Genomic DNA, 16,682 nt, shown 5'->3' with positions numbered 1-16,682 from the left:
GATTTATTCTGTGGCGCCCCCAACCCGGACCTTCGGTCCGACCTCCCCACAAGGGGGAGGTAGGGCGCCGGTTTTTTACTCTCCCCCTTGTGGCGAGGGTCGCTGCGAAGCAGCGGGGTGGGGGTGCAGCGCCGACCGAATATCATTCGAACACGCAGCGCGGGAAGTAGAACGACACCACCCAGTTCGGCATGTCGACGATCTCGCTGATCCTGAGATCGCCACAGACCGAGGCCAGCATATAGGCCTCGACCGGATCGATCTGGTAACGGCCGGCGAGCAGGTCGATCATCTGGGCGACCGCCTCTTTCGCGCCGGTCATCAGGTCCGGGCCGATGCCGGTGGTCACCTCGTAGCCCTTGGTGTCGAGATGACGCGTCACCGGGCCCGGCGTGGTGAAGCGCGGCATCTTCAGCCTGGCGTCCTTGACCAGGTCGAGCTTGAGCACGACGTCCATCGGGCTTTCGATCGCCGTGCCGCAGACCTCGCCGTCGCCCTGCGCGGCATGCGTGTCGCCGACCGAAAACAGTGCGCCGGCCACCTCCACCGGCAGATAGAGCGTTGTGCCGGCGGCGAGGTCGCGAATGTCCAGATTGCCGCCGACGCGGCGGGGCGGCACCACCGAGTGATGGCCCATCTCGCCCGGCGCGTTGCCGATGGTGCCGGCGAAGGGTTTCAGCGGCACGCGGCCGTTCTTGCCGAACAAGGCCGGCTCCAGCGAGGCGGCATCGTATTTCCAGATGTTCAGCGCCGGCTGCTTGAAGTCGTCGGCGAGCAGGCCGAAACCTGGAATGTTCGCCGTCCAGCCGAAGCCGGACGGTTTGAACATCTCGATCGTCACCTTCAGCGCGTCGCCCGGCTCGGCGCCCTCGACGAAAATCGGCCCGGTGACAGGGTTGATCCCGGCGAAGTCGAGCTTGGCGATGTCGGCGACGGTGCTGTCGGGCTTGAGCTGGCCACCGGAGGAATCGAGGCACTGAAACTCGATGGTCGAGCCGGGCGCCACGCGCTGCGCCGGGGCAAAGGAATTGTCCCAGCCGAAATGGTGATGGCGTCCGTGGATGGTGTAGTCGCAGTTATTGCACATCTTTTACGTACACATTGTCGTAGTTGATCGGGATATGGACCGGGTCGACATAGAGGTTGTCGGCGCCGCCCATGCGCGCGGACTTCATGGTGAAGCGCTGCTCGTTGAAGACCGGCGCCCAGGGCGCGTCCTCCATCACCTTGTCGTAGATGGCGCTCCACATCTTGTCGCGCTCGGCGGCTTTAGCCGGGTCGACCACCGAGTCGGCCTCGGCCGCCTTGGCGTCGAGGTCCTTGTTGCAATACCACGACCAGTTCCAGCCGCCAGGCACCGCGCCAGCACAGCCGAGGATCGGACCGTAGAAGTTCGATGGGTCCGGGAAGTCGGCGATCCAGGCCATGCCGCCCGACCAGATCATCGGCGCGCCGGCCTTGTCGCCGCCGGCGGCGATGACGTTTGCCTGGGCGAGCGACTGGATGCTGGCCTTGATGCCGATCGCCGCGAGGTCCTGCTGGATCGCCTGCGCGATGCGCGGATTGGGATCGGTGTTCATGGCGAAAAGCTGCGTCTCGAAGCCGTCGGGATGGCCGGCTTCGGCCAGCAGCGCCTTGGCTTTGGCGACGTCATAGGGATAGCCCTTGTACGCCTTGTCGTAGCCCGGCATCGAGGGCGGCAGCGGCTGGTTGGCCGGCACGGCACGGTTGTTGATGATCTGGACGACACGCGCCTTGTTAATCGCCATGTTGACCGCCTGGCGCACCTTCACATTGTCGAACGGCGCCATGGTGGTGTTCATGGTGACGTAGCCGGTGTGCAGCTGCCCGCCCTCGACGACGCGCGCCTTCTGCTCGGGATCGGCCATCACCTCCTGGAACTTGGCCGGCGGAATGCCGTCGCCGGGCACGTCGATCTCGCCCTTCTGAAGGCGCAGCAGCGCCACGATCGGCTCCTGGCCGATCTCGAAGGTGATCTTGTCCAGATGCGGCAGTCCCTTGTGCCAGTAGTCCGCGTTGCGCTCGAAGACGATGCGCTGGCCGAGCGTCCACTCGGCGAGCTTGAAGGCGCCGGTGCCGACCGGATGCTTGCCGAAATCGGCGCCGTATTTCTCGACCTCTTCCTTCGGCACGACATGCGAGAAGTTGATGGCCATGACATGCAGGAAGGTGGCGTCGGGCCGGGTCAGCTCGAACTTGACGGTATAGGGATCGACGACGGTGACGCCGGACAGGCTTTCGGCCTTGCCGGCGGCGACATCGTCATAGCCCTTGATCGAGCCGAAGAAGCCGGCGCCGGGGCTCTGCGTCTTCGGGTTGGTGACGCGGTCGAGCGAGTATTTCACGTCCTCGGCGGTCATTTCGCGGCCATTGTGGAATTTCACACCATGGCGCAGCTTGAAGGTGAAGGTCTTGCCGTCGGGCGAGATCTCGTAGCTTTCGGCGAGATCGGGCTTGAGGTTCGTGGTACCCGGCTCGTAGTCCATCAGCCCGTCGAACAGGCTCTTGATCATCGACCAGTTCTGCCAGTCATAGCCGATCGCCGGGTCGAGGGTCGCGACATCGTCCTTGTAGGTGATGGTGATGGCGCCGCCCTGCTTGGCGTTGGGATCGATAGTGTCCTCGGCGCGGGCGCTGGTCATGCCGAGCATCAGCGCCAGCGCCGATGCGGCCACGGTTGATGCGAGAAGCTTTTTCATTGTTATGTTCCCTTTCTCTGTTGGTTTTCTGGTTTCATCTGAGCTTGATGCGGGGATCGATGAACGGGGCGATGATGTCGGCCAAGAGATTGCCGAGCACGATGGCGAAGGCCGACACCAGCGTGACGCCCATGATGATCGGAATGTCGACGCGCTGGATCGCCTGCCAGGCGAGCTGGCCGATGCCTGGCCAGCCGAACACGCTTTCGACCACCACGATGCCGCCCATGAAGATGCCGATGTCGATGCCGATCATGGCGATGACCGGCAGGATGGCGTTGGGGAGCGCATGGCGGAACAGGATGGCGCGGCGCGCCAGGCCCTTGGCGCGCGCGGTGCGCACATAATCCTGGCGGAGCACGTCGATCATCGAGGAGCGCATCATGCGCGCGTACCAGCCGGCGCCGAGAATGCCCATGGTTAGCGAGGGCAGCACCAGATGGCGCCAGGTGCCGTAGCCGCCGATCGGGAACCAGCCGAGCCGCACGGCGAACACGTAGAGCAAAAGCAGGCCGACGACGAATTGCGGCGCCGAGACGCCGACGAAGGAGGCGACCATCAGCGTCTGGTCGGTGGCGGTGCCGCGCTTCACCGCCGCAATCAGGCCCATCGAGAGCCCGATCAGCAATTCGCACAGGATGGCGCCGACCATCAGGAGCAGGCTCGCCGGCAGCCGCGAGACGATCAGTTCGGTGACCTCGGAGCGTTGGATGTAGGAGCGGCCGAGATCGCCGCTGGCGAGCTTCGTGAGATAGTGCCAGTACTGGACGACGAAGGGCTGGTCGAGGCCGAGCTGCTGGCGGATGTTCTCGACCGTCTGCGGCGTGGCGCTGCGGCCGGCGATCTGGCGCACCGGGTCGGCAGGCAGCAAATAAAGCAGCGCGAAGGTGATAAGCGAGACGCCGAGCAGGATGAGCAGCGACTGGATCAGGCGGCGGCCGAGATAGGCGATCATGCCCGGCCCCTTTGCGTCGGATCGAGGATGTCGCGCAGCGCGTCGCCGATCAGGTTGAAGGCCAGCGCCAGCGCCAGGATCGCCGCACCCGGGAAGAACACCAGCCAGGGCGCCGCCTGGAAGTAGGTCTGGTTCTCGAAGATGATGTTGCCCCAGGAGGCCGTCGGCGGCTGCACGCCGATGCCGAGGAAGGAGAGCGTTGCTTCCAGCAGCACCGTGGTCGAGATGCCGAGCGTGCCCCAGACGATGATGGTGGGCAGGAGATGCGGCAGGATGTGACGAAACAGGATGCGCGGCGCGCTCGCCCCGATGGTGCGTTCGGCGTCGATGAACTCGCGTTCGGCGAGCGAGGAGGTTTCGGTATAGATGACACGCGCGGTCTGCACCCAGTTGACCAGCGCGATGACCAGAGCGACGATCCAGAGACTTGGCTCGAACACGGCCGCGAGACAAATGGCGAGCAGCAATGCCGGAAACGCCATCATCAGATCGGTGAAGCGCATGAGAGCACTGCCGATCCAGCCGCGGAAATAACCCGCCGTGACGCCGACCAGCGTGCCGATCAACAGCGCCACGCCGTTGGCGGCGATGCCGATGATCAGCGAGGTGCGGGCGCCGTAGAGGATGCGGGTCAACAGGTCGCGGCCGAGCAGATCGGTGCCCAGCCAGAATTTTGCGTCAGGCGGCAAGGGCGAGCCTTCCAACGTCAGCCCGTCGAACATCTGCTCATTCGGGTCATAGCCGGTCAGCCATGGCGCGAGGATCGCGCCGGCAAGGACGATGGCGACGATGAACAGACCGAGCAGCGCCAGGCGGCGTTTGACCAGCCGGCGCCAGACGCCGGCGCGCGACTTGACCGGCATGCGTGCGGCCGCCGGGAGGTCAGGCGCGATAGGAGTGGTCATCGCCGCCTTCCTCACCCGTTACTTCCTCATTGGTCATTGCCACGATGCGGCGCGCCGCATCCTCGACACTGATCTGCCAGCTCATCGCCAGCGAGCGCAGCTGCGCGTAGGCGCGATCGTCGTCGGCGCCTTTCGACAGTGCCGCGACGGCGCGCACGATGGTCTGGCGCTCGGCGACACGCTGACGCAGCGAGGCGATCTCGCCGGCCAAATGTTTTCGCGCCTCGAAACTCTGCCTTGCGATCAGCAGCGCGCTGTAGACGCCGGCAGTGCCGACCGGCTTCAGGAGCTGCGCATCGGCCTTGTGCGAGAGAGCCCATTCGATGCGGCCGGGCGCCTCCGAACCGATCAGCGCCACCAGCGGCATCGGCGCCTCGCCGGCCTTCCACGGGAATTGCTCGTCGAAACCGAGATCGGCGTCGAAGAACACGAAATCGGCGGCCAGCGCTTCAGGCGGCAGTTCGGGCCAGCAGTCGACGGTGACCAGGCCGATGGCGGACAACTGCCTGGTGATGGCCTGCACGGTCGGGTGCGGGCGATGCAGGATGAATGCCCTGGCGCCGCCGAGATTCGGGATGCGCGATGGCCTGGTCACGACACCACCCTCAGGCGCGGCCGGCCGAATGTCGTGGCGGGGTCGTAGCGTGACAGGTACGGATCGGGCGCGACCTCGTGCTGCCGGCTGACGACCTCGAAGAAGCCGTCGGCGATCCGGCCGATGATTACCGGCAGCGTTGCGTGCTGGGAATGAGCGTCGATAGCAATCGGGCCGAGCCGGGTGGAGAAGCGCCGTTCGGCGAAGGCCTTGGAAAATTCCGCCGGACCGGCGTCGGGATCACGCGAGAGCACGTCGGCCATCACTTGCACGGAGGCATAGGCGGAGGCCTCGAAAGACGAGGCGAAGGCCGCCGGGCGAGGCGCGAAATACGGCCCGACCGACAAATGCCCCTTGCCGGTTTCGCCGATCGCCGGCAGCTCACCCTCGGTGAGGTTGCAGGAGATGATCGGGCACACCTCGGGGCTGAAGGCCGGGTCCTCAACGCCCAGGTCGCGGTAGGCCGCCAGGAAGGCGTAGGAGGAGGTGCCGATCAGGTTGTTGAGGACGAAGTTCGGCCGCGTCGCCCGGATCTCGGCGATCAGCCGCGACACGTCGGTCTCGCCTATGCGCAGATAGCGCTCGCCCAGAACCTTGCCGCCGGCATCCGCGATCAGGTCGCGCGCCACGCGGTTCATCTCCCAGCCCCAGATGTAGTTCGAGCCGAGCAGGAAGCCGTTGGCGCCGAAGCGGGGCACGACATGGGCCATCAGCGGCACCAGATGCTGGTTTGGGCAAGCGTGCATGTAGACGACGTGCTCGTTGGCCTCGAAGCCTTCATAGGGGCAGGCGTACCAGAGCATGCCGCCGGCTTTTTCCAGCACCGGAATGGTCTCCTTGCGACTCCAGGAAGTGACGCAGCCGACGACATGGCGGGCGCTGCTGGTCTTGAAGATGTCCTCGCAGAGCGTCGCATAGCGATCGGCATTGCTTTGCGGGTCACGCTCGACGGGCATCAGTTCGATACCCGAGCCGCGGTCGGCATTGGTGTCGGCGATGGCGCGCATGGCGCCCATCCGGCACGCATCGGAGACGAGCTGGTAGCTTCCCGAGCGGGAATAGAGGATGCCGATCTCGATACGCCGTTTCAAACAGATCCCCAAAATAACAATGCCCCGCAGCCACCGCCGGAGGGCGAGGCATACGAGGCATTCTTGCCGCCCGGCGATCAGGGCCGGTATTTTCAGCCTAAACTATTCCGTGCCACCACGCAGTCAAGCGGGAAAGTGGGTAGTGTCTCAGTTTGAAATTAGACGCCGCGCTTGTCGCGATCCTAGCCAAACTCCTATGGAAAAGCGGCGCGATTGAAAAGAACATGTGACCTTTTGGACCGGTCGGAATCAGGCCGCCTTGCGCCGTATGAGAGATGCTAGGACGGTACGCATTCCTGAGTATGCCGGGCCGCCGATTGTCACTTCCCAGTCAGTGCCGCGTTTACGGGGAAACTTAGCACTGCGTAGCGCTTCACGGAATGCTGTCGGCTCAACGCCTACGGTTTGAGCCATTTCTTCAGCGGTTGTGTATTTGGCTATCATGAAATCTCCTGTGCTTTCCTCTAGGCATATAGGGATTCAGAGCGGAATGCGCCAGCAGACCGGCCAGATCGCAACCGGGACACTACGGGAAAGTGCGTTCGTCAGCTCAACCGCGGCGCTGCGGCCCGTTTGGCGCGGCGGCTAGGCTACCGTGCTCGCCGTTCAGAAAATTTTGAGAGAATATTCCGGGCTTCCGGGCGAACCGGGGAACGCGGTTCTTTGATAATATCCCTAGAGTTTCTGATGATCTGGACAAGGCTTGGCGTTCCGCCGGGCTTGTGACTTCGCAACCGCAGAGATCCATCATGTCCGATTTCAGGAACACCTTGTCGTCTTCCCTCTCGTCATATTTCAACCGCCGCGCGGGTCTTGGCTTGCTTTTCGCTTCGGCGGTCGCGGTCGCCGGGCTGATTGCGCCCAGCGCTTCGTTCGCCGAGGACAAGAAGGCGATCAAGGTCGGCATCATCAGCGGTGAGGACGAGGATGTCTGGCGGGTCGTCGTCGCCCAGGCGGCGCAAAAGGGCCTCAGCATCGAGACCGTGGTGTTCAACGATTACACCCAGCCCAACGAGGCACTGGAGCGCGGCGAGATCGACGCCAATGCCTTCCAGCACCAGCCCTATCTCGACAACCAGATCAAGACACAGGGCTACCACATCGTGCGCGTCGGCTATACCGGCGTCTGGCCGATCGGCCTCTACTCCAAGAAATATACGAAGATCGCCGACCTGCCCGAGGGCGCGGTGATCGGCGTGCCGAACGATCCCTCCAATGAAGGCCGGGCGCTGCGCGTGCTGCAGAACGAGGGCGTGATTAAACTGAAGGACGGCACCGGCATTCTCGCCACCACCGCCGACATCGCGGAAAACCCGAAGAAGGTCGAGATCAAGGAGCTTGACGCCGGCATTGTCGGCCGCTCCGTCGAGGATCTCGATGCCGCCGTGGTCAACACCGACTGGGCGCTGAAGAGCGGCCTGACACCGGAAAACCGTATCGCGCAGGAGCCTATCGCCGACAACCCCTACCGCAACTTCATCGCGGTCAAGGTTGGCAATGAGAACGAGCCCTGGGTGAAGACGCTGGTCGCCTCCTACCAGAACGAGGCGGTGAAAGCCGAGTTCGACAAGGTCTACAAGGGCACCGGCCTCAGCGCCTATTGAGGCTGTTAGGGCATTTGACATGAAGGCGGTCCGCGCGATGCGCGGGCCGCGATCGTATTTCGGGATCCGCGCATGAACCAGCATTTCTCCGCAACCGCAGAAGCCGTGGAGGGCACAGGCCCACCGCCGCAAGACGTGGTGCGGCTCGTCGACCTGAAGCGCCGCTTCGGCGCGACGGCGGCACTCGACGGCATTTCGCTGACGGCGCGCAAGGGGGAGATCCTCGGCATCATCGGACGCAGCGGCGCCGGCAAATCGACGCTGATCCGCTGCCTGAACGGACTGGAGCGGCCGGATTCCGGTGAAGTCTTCATCGAAGGCCGAGAGATCAGCCGGCTCGGCGAGCGCGACCTGCAGCCGCTGCGGCGGCGCATCGGCATGATCTTCCAGCATTTCAACCTTTTGTCGGCCAAGACCGTCGAGGACAATGTGGCGCTGCCGCTCAAGATCGAGGGCCGCCCGAAGGCGGAGCGGCTGCGCCGCGCCGCCGAACTGCTTGAACTGGTCGGCCTGTCGGAGAAGGCAAAGGCGTATCCGGCATCGCTGTCGGGCGGACAGAAGCAGCGCGTCGGCATCGCCAGGGCACTGGCCGCGCGGCCGGCGCTGCTGTTGTCGGATGAAGCCACCTCCGCGCTTGACCCGGAGACGACGCGGTCCATCCTCGCCTTGCTGAGGGACATCAACCGGCAGCTTGGCCTGACCATCCTTTTGATCACCCATGAGATGGAGGTGATCCGCTCGATCGCCGACCGCGTGGCGGTGATCGACGCCGGGCGCTTCGTCGAGCAAGGCCCGGTCTGGTCGGTGTTTGCCGAGCCGCGGTCGCCGATCACGAAAAGCCTGCTTGGCGCCATCCGGCCGCAACTGCCGGCCGAGCTCTTGGCCCGGCTGCTGCCCGCGACCGGCGCGGAGACGATCCTGCGCGTGGATGTGGCCGGGGAGGCCGCGCAAAGCCCGCTCTTGTCCGATCTCGCGGCGACGGTGCCTGGCCCGTTCCGCCTTATCCATGGTGGCATCGACCATGTCCAGCAGCAGCCGGTCGGCACATTGTTCCTGTCTGTTCCCGGCAAGGATGCAAGCCATCTCGCGCGAGTGATCGCATTCCTGAAGTCCCGCCAGGCGCGGGTGGAGGTGCTTGGCCATGTCGCCGATCCTGTTTGAGCTTCTGCTGCGGTCGATCTGGGAGACGGTGCTGATGACGGCCGCTTCCGGCCTCATCTCGCTGGTTTTCGGCCTGCCGCTTGGTCTCGCCTTGATCGCCACCGAACGCGGCGGCATCGCCGAAAGTCCTTGGGTCAATCGCGTGCTGGGGGCGGTCATCAACGGCTTCCGCTCGGTGCCGTTCATCATCCTGTTGGTGGCGCTGATCCCGGTGACGCGGCTGATCGTCGGCACCTCGATTGGCACCTGGGCCGCGATCGTGCCGCTGTCGATCGCCGCCACGCCCTACTACGCGCGCATCGCCGAAGTGTCATTGCGCGAGGTCGATCATGGGCTGATCGAGGCGGCTCGCGCCATGGGCGGCAATCGCTGGACGATCATCCGCGAGGTGCTGGTGCCGGAAGCGCTGCCAGGCATCGTCGCGGGCTTCACCGTGACGCTGGTGACGCTGGTCGGCGCCTCAGCTATGGCCGGCGCGATCGGCGCCGGCGGCCTCGGAGACCTCGCCATCCGTTACGGCTATCAGCGGTTCGAGACTTCGGTGATGATCGCCGTGGTCATCGTGCTGATCGTGCTGGTCTGCGGCATCCAGTGGGTGGGCGACCGGCTGGCGGCGAAGCTGGACCGGAGGGGGTGAGCGGCTGAGCTACGCGATGATGTCTTCGATAAGCGTTTGAAGCGGCGCCTCGGAACCACCGAAGCTGTCAATCATCGCCTGAATAACGCGATCTCGCTCCAGGATATCGGCGTTGAATGTGAAGCCCGCATGTTCAGCAAGCATTGCAAGGAAGGTGAGTTGGGTACGGCCGTTGCCTTCGCGAAAGGGATGAACGGCATTGATCTCCGCAATGACGTGGGCCACGTGCCTCGCAAAGCCGAGGCTGTCTAGGTCTGCCAAGGAGTCGGGGTCGCCAAGTTCACGGAACACCCGAACCATCTCGCTGGCGATGTGCTCGGGATAGCAAAACCAGCTGCCACCCTTGCCGATCCGGATGGTGCGCGGCTGACCGGCCCAAGCATACACGTCTTGGAACAGGTGCCGATGCAGGTGGAGATAGTGACGGTAGTCGAGTTCGCCTGCCGGAAGGGGCTCGTCCGCGCGAGTCAGGAACAAGGCAGAGCTCGACCTCATCGAGCTCTGCCTGCTCGCGGATATCAAGCAGATTCATAAGCACAGAGTGGATCGAACTCGGCAGCGTAGACCAAAGGCCTATTTCTTTTTGCGGATTTCTTCTTTGATCAGCGAGCGCCGCTCGTCACCGGACAACCCTTGCCGCACACCATGGTTGAGTGTTTTCGCCATGCGGGACGACAACTTCATACCTTCGACAGCGCTGATTTTCTCGCCATGCGCTCTCGTCAGCACGAAATGACCCGTCTTGGCTGAGCGGCCGGTTCTTGAATTAAGATACTTCATTCGCAAATCATATCATGGACCCGCAGGAGAGGCCAAAACGATTTCCGAGCAAGCCGGACCAGGCCGCGGCCTTACTCCTCCGGGTCGAACAAGGCGCCAGCGAGTTCATGCGGCGCCGAACAAATCCCTGGCCTGTTCAGCCGTATAATAACCAAGCCTGACGTCCTGAGCCACCAGTTCCGGATCGCGCTCGCGCGGATTGCCGTAGCCGCCACCACCCGGCGTACCGACGCGGACGCGGTCACCGGCCTTGAGCGCGATGTCCTGCTCCTTGGAGAGGTGCGGCGGCACATGTTCCTTCCCGTCGCGGATGACGGCCACCGTGTTGGGCTCGCCATCCCGGCCGCCGAGCGCGCCTTGCGGGCCGAAGCGGCCATGGTCCATGACAAAGGAGGCGCGGGCTTCTCCACGCAGGATCTCGACCTCGTAGGCAAGGCCAAAGCCGCCGCGATGTTTGCCGGCGCCGCCCGAGCCCTCGCGCAACGCATAATGACGGTAAAGCACCGGAAAGGCCTGCTCCATGATCTCGACCGGCGGCGACTTGGAGATGCCGATGGTCGAGCAGCCATTGGTCAGCCCGTCATGGCCGGCATTGCCGCCATAGCCGCCGCCGGAGATCTGGTACATGACATAGTCGCGGCCGCGCGCCGGATCGTTGCCGCCGAGCGCGAAATTGCCGCTGGAGCCGGCGGGGGCCGCCGTCACCTTGTCGGGCAGCGCCTGCACCATGGCCGCGAACACCGCCTCGGCGATGCGCTGCGACACTTCCGCGGCGCAGCCCGAGACCGGGCGCGGATATCTGGCATCCAGGAAGGTACCCTCCGGCCGCTTGACCTCGAGCGGCTCGAAGGCGCCGGCGCTGATCGGCACATCGGGGAAGATATGGCGCATGGCGAGATAAACCGAGGACAAGGTGGTCGCCAGCACGCTGTTCATCGGCCCCGCGCAGGGTTTTGACGAGCCGGCGAAATCGAAAGTCAGGGTGTCGTCCTTCTTCTCGACGGCGAGCGCGATGGTCAGCGGCTCGTTGACCACGCCGTCGGAATCGACGAAGGCCGTCGAGCGGTAGGTCCCGTCGGGAATGGCCGCTATGTTGGCGCGCATCTGCTCGGCGGCGCGGCGGCGCAGTTCTGCGATCGCCTCGACAACGGTTTCGTCTCCGTAACGATCCAGAATTCCATTGAGCCGATCCTGGCCGATCAGCAGTGCGGCAGCCTGCGCCCTGATGTCGCCGATGCGCTGGTCGGCGACGCGGATGTTCGAACAGATGATGGCGTAGATCTCCGGGTCGAGTACGCCTTTCTTGAACAGTTTGACCGGCGGCAGCCGCAAGCCTTCCTGCTCGACCGCCGTCGCCGAAGCCGAGAAGCCGCCGGGCACCGAACCGCCAATGTCGGGCCAATGACCGGTGTTGGACAGCCAACAGAAAATCTTGCCGTCCCGGTAGACCGGCATGACGAAGCGCACGTCCATCAGATGCGTGCCGCCGAGATACGGGTCGTTGACGATGTAGATATCGCCCGGCTCCGGGGCCAGGCAGCGGCCGTCGGCGATCATCTCGATCACCGTCCTGGTCGAATATTGCATGACGCCGACGAATACCGGCAGGCCCTGGCTGCCTTGCGCGATCAGCGAGCCGTCGACGGCCGAATAGATGCCGTCGGAGCGGTCATTGGCCTCGGCGATGACAGGTGAGAAGGCGGCGCGGGAAAAGGTCAGGTCCATCTCATCGCAGACCTGCTGCAGGGCTGCCTGGAGAACCGAGAGCGTGATGGCGTCGAGCTTTTGCATCTCAGGCCTCGCCAATGTCGATGATGATGTTGCCGTCGGCGTCCGAGCGGGCACGGTCGCCGGGTTCGAGCACCGTGGTAGCGTCCATCTGTTCGAGGATCGCGGGCCCTTCGATGATCACATCGAGCGGCAGTTCTTCGCGTGCGTATACGGGCGTGTCATGCCAGCGCCCGCTGTACCAGACCGGCCGGATCTCGCGCCGGGCCTCGTCGAGCGTCTTTGCCCGCCCGGCGGGGTCGATCAGCCGCGACAGATCGATCGCCGGCCTGACACCCGTCACCGAGGTGTTCAAGTTGACCAGATTGGCGCGGATTTCCGGCAGCTCGACCTTGAAGCGCGCGAAATAGGCCTTTTCGAACAGCGCCTGCAGCTCCTGCCGGGTCACCGACGAGGACGGCAGCGGCACGTTGATGATGTGGGTCTGGCCGACGAACTGCATGTCGGCGGAATGGGTGACGCGGATGGTCTGCGGTTTCACCGCCTCCTTGGCGATCAGCTCCTCGCCTTCGTTTCGATGCCGTTCCAAAACCCGATGGAGCTGGCTTTCATCAAGAACGCCTACCGGCCGGTTGATGGTGTTGACGAAATCATGGCGCAGATCGGCGACGACGCAGCCGAGCGCATTGGTGATGCCGGGCCGTGCCGGCACCAGCACCCGGGGCAGTCCAAGTTCGCGCGCCAGAGCGGTGGCGTGCAGCGGGCCGGCGCCGCCGAAGGCGAACAGCGCGAAATCGCGCGGATCGTGGCCGCGCGACACCGACACCATGCGGATGGCGCCGGCCATCTTCATGTTGCCGAGCCTGAGCACCGCGCCGGCTGCTTCGACGCCGGACAAGCCCGTCGCCTTGCCGATCCTGTCGGCGAAAATGCCGGTGACACGCTCTGATGTGACCGGATTGTCGACGGCAAGCAGCTTCTTCGACGCCAGCCGGCCGAGCACCAGATTGGCGTCGGTGATGGTCGGCTGCAGGCCGCCGCGGCCGTAGCAGATCGGGCCTGGATTGGCGCCGGCACTTTCCGGGCCGATCTGGATCAGGCCTGCCGCGTCGACGCGCGCGATCGAGCCGCCGCCGGCCCCGACCGTGTGCACCGCCACCATCGGCACATGGATGGGCATAGCGTATTCGATCTCGATCTCGTTCGAAACCGCCGGTTCGGCGTTGCGGATCAGCGCCACGTCGGTCGAGGTGCCGCCCATGTCGTAGGTGACGAGATTTTCGAAGCCGGCGCGCTTGCCCGTGTAGGCGGCGGCGATGACGCCCGAGGCCGGGCCGGACATCACGGTCTTGGCCGATTCACGTGTGACGAAGCGGGCCGAGATCATACCGCCATTGCCGTTCATGATCAGGAAGTCGCGGGCGTAGCCTTTGTCGGCGAGTTCCTTGCGCAGCCGCTCGACATAGCGCTCGAGGATCGGCTGCACCGAAGCGTTGACCGAGGCGGTGACGCCGCGCTCGAATTCGCGCGCTTCCGACAGCAGCGCATGACCCGCGGTGATGTAGTCGTTCGGCCAGAGTTCGGCGGCGATCTCGGCGGCGCGCCGCTCGTGCGAAGGGTTAGCGTAGGAATGCAGGAAGTGGATGACCAGGGATTCGCAGCCGGCATCGATCAGCGCCTTCACCGCCTCGCGCATTTCGGCTTCGTCGAGTGGCATGCGTACCGCTCCCGACGCCTCGACGCGCTCGGACACTTCGAGCCGCAGGTTGCGCGGGATGACCGGAACAAAGGTGCCGGTCATGCCATAGGGCTGCGGCCGCGTGCGCCGGCCGAGCTCGATCACGTCGCGAAAGCCGCGCGTGGTGATCATGCCGGTCTTCGCCAGCCGGCGTTCGAGCACCGCGTTGGTGGTTGTCGTCGTGCCATGCACGATAAGATCGATGCCGTCGATCGGAAAGCCGGTGGTATCGAGCGCCGAAACGACGCCGAAGGCTTGGTTGTCGACGGTCGTGGGCGTCTTGGCGATATGTACCCGCCCGCCATCCTTGCCATCAATCAGAAGCAGATCGGTGAAGGTTCCGCCGACGTCGATGCCGGCGACGACACTGCCCAGGGAATCCGGCGGCTGCACCGAAAAATTCTCTTTCATTGTCGAAACCCGAAATGCTGGGACTACGGATATGTCACAGTTTGGAAAGGTGTTTTACGGCGGCATCTTGACGCAAATATCGTTTGTATACTAATAAATTCCGGACACAAGAGCTTACCGCTTTGGAGTGTGCGAGCAGCACGCCGGAACCTGAACGGTCCGGGCGCGCAGGAATAAGGTTTGGCGCCCGCGTTCGTGAGTTGGGCCAGAAGGTTGGATTTGATGAACACCACATCCGCGTTCAACACCGCCGGCGCCCGCCCGCTGCAATTTCCGATTCCAGCCAATGTCTATGCCGAAACCGTGGTCTCGGTGAAGCACTACACCGACCGGCTGTTCTCGTTCCGCATCACCCGTCCGCAGTCGCTGCGCTTCCGTTCCGGCGAATTCGTCATGATCGGCCTGCCCAATGCCGAGAAGCCGGTGTTCCGCGCCTATTCGGTGGCCAGCCCGGCCTGGGACGAAGAGCTGGAATTCTTTTCCATCAAGGTACCGGACGGCCCCCTGACCTCGGAGTTGCAGAAGATCCAGGTCGGCGACACCGTCATCATGCGCCAGAAGTCGACCGGCACGCTGGTGGTCGACGCGCTGACGCCGGCCAAGCGGCTGTTCATGATCTCCACCGGCACCGGCATCGCGCCCTTCGCCAGCCTGCTGCGTGACCCTGACACTTATGAAAAATTCGAGCAGCTGGTCCTGACCCACACCTGCCGTGACAATGCCGAGCTGACCTATGGCCAGGAACTGGTGGCGGCGCTCGAAAGCGACCCGCTGATCGGCGAACTGACCGGCGGCCGTGTCACGCTCTACAACTCCACGACCCGCGAGGAGTCGGCGCGCATGGGCCGTATCACCGCGCTCATCGGCTCCGGCAAATTCTACGCCGACCTCGGCATAGAGAAGCTCAATCCCGAGACCGACCGCATCATGATCTGCGGCTCGATGCATATGCTCAAGGACGTCAAGGAGATGGCCGAGAGCCTCGGTTTCCAGGAAGGCTCGCTCAGCCATCCCTCGACTTTTGTCGTCGAGCGCGCCTTCGTCGGCTGAGGCCTGCTCTTCTCCGGCGATCGAGCTTTTGACCTTCTGGTCAAAAATTAGCTGCTTTCGCGGCCTTTTTCAGCTATCCTCGCTTGAGGACTCGTGAAGCGCGGCTTCGCGGGCTATCTTCGTGCGTGTCGCCCAAAAGTGCCGAGCGGTTTGGGAAGACGATACACACCTAGACATAAGCGCAGTCGCTGAGTGAAAGGGCAGGAGATGAGCAGCACAATCCGCGAGGCCGAGGCCAAGGTGATGCCGCTGCCGGCGCGCGCCGCCGCCAACACCGCCCTCCCGCTGGATCATCGCATCGCGCGCAATCCCGGCATGAAGCTCGACCTCGGCTTTCTGGAGTCGGTGCGCAGCGTCAACCGCTCGGCGCTGGAACGGCGCGTCGCCAGCCTGACCAAGCGGCGCTCGATCAAGGCCGACAACCAGGCGGCCTGGCTGCTGCGGGCGATAGCCTGCATGGACCTGACGACGCTCAACTCGAACGACACGGAAGAGCGCGTGCGCCGGCTTTGCGCCAAAGCGATCAATCCGCTGCGCCGCGACATCGCTGAGGGCCTGGGCATTGCGGGCGAACCCATCCGCCCGGCCGCCGTCTGCGTCTATCATCCGTTCGTCGCCACCGCGGTCGACGCCGTGCGCGGCACCGGCATCCATGTCGCCGCCGTCTCCACTGCCTTCCCGCATGGTCTTGCGCCACTGTCGACCCGCCTCCAGGAGATCGAGGCCTCGGTGCGCGACGGCGCCGACGAGATCGATGTCGTCATCCCGCGCGGCCTGGTATTCGGGGCCAAATGGCGCGAGCTCTACAATGAGATCGTCTCGATGCGCGCTGCCTGCGGCGATGCGCATCTGAAGGTCATTCTCGGCACCGGCGACCTCGCCACGCTGCGCAATGTGATGCTGGCCTCTATGCTGGCAATGATGGCGGGCGCCGATTTCATCAAGACCTCGACCGGCAAGGAAAGCGTCAACGCCACGCTGCCCGTCGGCCTTGCCATGGTGCGCGCCATCAGGGCCTATTTCGAGGAGACCGGCTATCTCATCGGCTTCAAGCCGGCCGGCGGCATTTCTACCGCCAAGGTGTCGCTCGACTGGCTGGTGCTGATGAAGGAAGAACTCGGCCGGCCATGGCTGGAACCGGATCTGTTCCGCTTCGGCGCCTCGAGCCTTCTCACCGATATCGAGAGGCAGCTCGAGCATCACCTGACCGGGCATTATTCGGCCAATCATCGCCACGCGATGGCTTGAGTCAGGGCTCGAACGTGGAGCCCTACGGCGCCCCCCTCTGTCCTACCGGACATCTCCCC

The 16,682-nt window shown here is 64.2% G+C and carries 15 protein-coding genes; 5 read left to right on the top strand and 10 right to left on the bottom strand.

Going from position 1 to position 16,682, the window contains the following annotated elements; translation table 11 throughout:
• Positions 1-142: 142 nt before the first annotated feature.
• Genes FJ490_RS10405 through FJ490_RS10380 form a run of 6 tightly spaced genes read right to left on the bottom strand, consistent with a single transcriptional unit; the run spans position 143 to position 6,266 of the window.
• Entirely contained in the window at positions 143-1,087 is a 945-nt protein-coding gene (locus tag FJ490_RS10405) for an acetamidase/formamidase family protein (RefSeq protein ID WP_140491553.1), read from the bottom strand.
• On the bottom strand, positions 1,077-2,720 hold the full coding sequence (locus tag FJ490_RS10400; protein WP_140728784.1) for an ABC transporter substrate-binding protein: 1,644 nt from the start codon (positions 2,718-2,720) through the stop codon (positions 1,077-1,079). The genes FJ490_RS10405 and FJ490_RS10400 overlap by 11 nt, the downstream gene beginning before the upstream one ends.
• Before the next feature lie 34 nt (positions 2,721-2,754).
• On the bottom strand, positions 2,755-3,675 hold the full coding sequence (locus FJ490_RS10395) for an ABC transporter permease (RefSeq protein WP_140491557.1): 921 nt from the start codon (positions 3,673-3,675) through the stop codon (positions 2,755-2,757).
• Positions 3,672-4,538 carry an ABC transporter permease gene (locus FJ490_RS10390; RefSeq protein WP_210239460.1) on the bottom strand — a complete coding sequence of 289 codons (867 nt, stop codon included), beginning with the start codon at positions 4,536-4,538 and terminating at the stop codon, positions 3,672-3,674. Before FJ490_RS10390 ends, FJ490_RS10395 begins: the two co-directional genes overlap by 4 nt.
• Positions 4,539-4,557: 19 nt before the next feature.
• On the bottom strand, positions 4,558-5,175 hold the full coding sequence (locus FJ490_RS10385; protein WP_140491561.1) for an ANTAR domain-containing protein: 618 nt from the start codon (positions 5,173-5,175) through the stop codon (positions 4,558-4,560).
• Positions 5,172-6,266 carry a transporter substrate-binding protein gene (locus tag FJ490_RS10380; protein ID WP_140491563.1) on the bottom strand — a complete coding sequence of 365 codons (1,095 nt, stop codon included), beginning with the start codon at positions 6,264-6,266 and terminating at the stop codon, positions 5,172-5,174. Before FJ490_RS10380 ends, FJ490_RS10385 begins: the two co-directional genes overlap by 4 nt.
• Before the next feature lie 749 nt (positions 6,267-7,015).
• Between FJ490_RS10380 and FJ490_RS10375 the strand changes: the two genes are divergently transcribed.
• The 3 genes from FJ490_RS10375 (at position 7,016) to FJ490_RS10365 (ending at position 9,668) form a co-directional block, all read left to right on the top strand.
• The gene (locus FJ490_RS10375) at positions 7,016-7,870 is read left to right on the top strand and encodes a MetQ/NlpA family lipoprotein (RefSeq protein WP_140491565.1); all 855 of its coding nucleotides are present in this window, start codon (positions 7,016-7,018) and stop codon (positions 7,868-7,870) included.
• A 72-nt stretch (positions 7,871-7,942) separates the two neighbouring features.
• Positions 7,943-9,031: a methionine ABC transporter ATP-binding protein gene (locus FJ490_RS10370; protein ID WP_140728783.1), complete on the top strand. Its 1,089-nt coding sequence runs from the start codon at positions 7,943-7,945 to the stop codon at positions 9,029-9,031.
• Positions 9,012-9,668: a methionine ABC transporter permease gene (locus tag FJ490_RS10365; protein WP_140728782.1), complete on the top strand. Its 657-nt coding sequence runs from the start codon at positions 9,012-9,014 to the stop codon at positions 9,666-9,668. Before FJ490_RS10370 ends, FJ490_RS10365 begins: the two co-directional genes overlap by 20 nt.
• A 9-nt stretch (positions 9,669-9,677) precedes the next feature.
• Here FJ490_RS10365 and FJ490_RS10360 read toward each other — a convergent pair whose 3' ends face one another.
• From FJ490_RS10360 to FJ490_RS10345, 4 genes are all read right to left on the bottom strand, one after another.
• Entirely contained in the window at positions 9,678-10,145 is a 468-nt protein-coding gene (locus tag FJ490_RS10360) for a Fic family protein (RefSeq protein WP_246670964.1), read from the bottom strand.
• A 96-nt stretch (positions 10,146-10,241) separates the two neighbouring features.
• Positions 10,242-10,448 (bottom strand): hypothetical protein, encoded by a 207-nt coding sequence (locus FJ490_RS10355; RefSeq protein WP_140728781.1) that lies wholly within the window; start codon positions 10,446-10,448, stop codon positions 10,242-10,244.
• 105 nt (positions 10,449-10,553) lie between these two features.
• A complete protein-coding gene (locus FJ490_RS10350; protein WP_140728780.1) occupies positions 10,554-12,239 on the bottom strand; it encodes a hydantoinase B/oxoprolinase family protein in 1,686 nt (561 codons plus the stop codon).
• Position 12,240: 1 nt separating this feature from the next.
• The gene (locus FJ490_RS10345) at positions 12,241-14,325 is read right to left on the bottom strand and encodes a hydantoinase/oxoprolinase family protein (protein ID WP_140524293.1); all 2,085 of its coding nucleotides are present in this window, start codon (positions 14,323-14,325) and stop codon (positions 12,241-12,243) included.
• Between the two features lie 222 nt (positions 14,326-14,547).
• Between FJ490_RS10345 and FJ490_RS10340 the strand changes: the two genes are divergently transcribed.
• Positions 14,548-15,375: a ferredoxin--NADP reductase gene (locus FJ490_RS10340; protein WP_140491577.1), complete on the top strand. Its 828-nt coding sequence runs from the start codon at positions 14,548-14,550 to the stop codon at positions 15,373-15,375.
• A 207-nt stretch (positions 15,376-15,582) separates the two neighbouring features.
• Positions 15,583-16,623, top strand: a complete 1,041-nt coding sequence (deoC, locus tag FJ490_RS10335; protein WP_140559097.1) for a deoxyribose-phosphate aldolase — start codon at positions 15,583-15,585, stop codon at positions 16,621-16,623.
• The last annotated feature ends 59 nt before the right edge of the window (positions 16,624-16,682 follow it).

It is taken from the genome of Mesorhizobium sp. B2-5-11, from assembly GCF_006440835.1.
Classification (GTDB): domain Bacteria; phylum Pseudomonadota; class Alphaproteobacteria; order Rhizobiales; family Rhizobiaceae; genus Mesorhizobium.
This window is presented reverse-complemented; position numbering and strand designations above follow the sequence as displayed.